This window comes from Gilvimarinus sp. 1_MG-2023 (assembly GCF_030548285.1).
The window spans coordinates 1-251 of record NZ_JAUOSC010001379.1 but is presented as its reverse complement, the minus strand read 5'-3'; the positions used below and the strand labels follow the sequence as shown (position 1 = coordinate 251).

General features: G+C 55.4%; 1 protein-coding gene. It reads right to left on the bottom strand.

Going from position 1 to position 251, the window contains the following annotated elements:
- On the bottom strand, positions 1-251 hold a 251-nt coding region (locus tag Q4563_RS21350), incomplete at both ends, for a hypothetical protein (RefSeq protein ID WP_303605950.1).

Sequence of the window (251 nt, the reverse complement as noted above, 5' to 3'; positions counted from 1 at the left end):
ATCTGTAACTCCACCAGCATCAAATCTCCGGTAGCCAGAGTCAGAGGCTGATCGGTAAGGGCGATGGGTTGACCGCCCTGATGATAGTAGCGGCGCTGGATATCAATATTGTGAGAGCTCCTGGATTGGTTCAGCTCACGGTAGCCTTGCACCAGCAGCTCGGCACTGAATGTCTCGGTGCCGGTGTTGGTGAGGGTTAATCCTGCCAATACGTCCGCGTCACCGGAGTTGAAGTGCTGCATCTGTTGGCC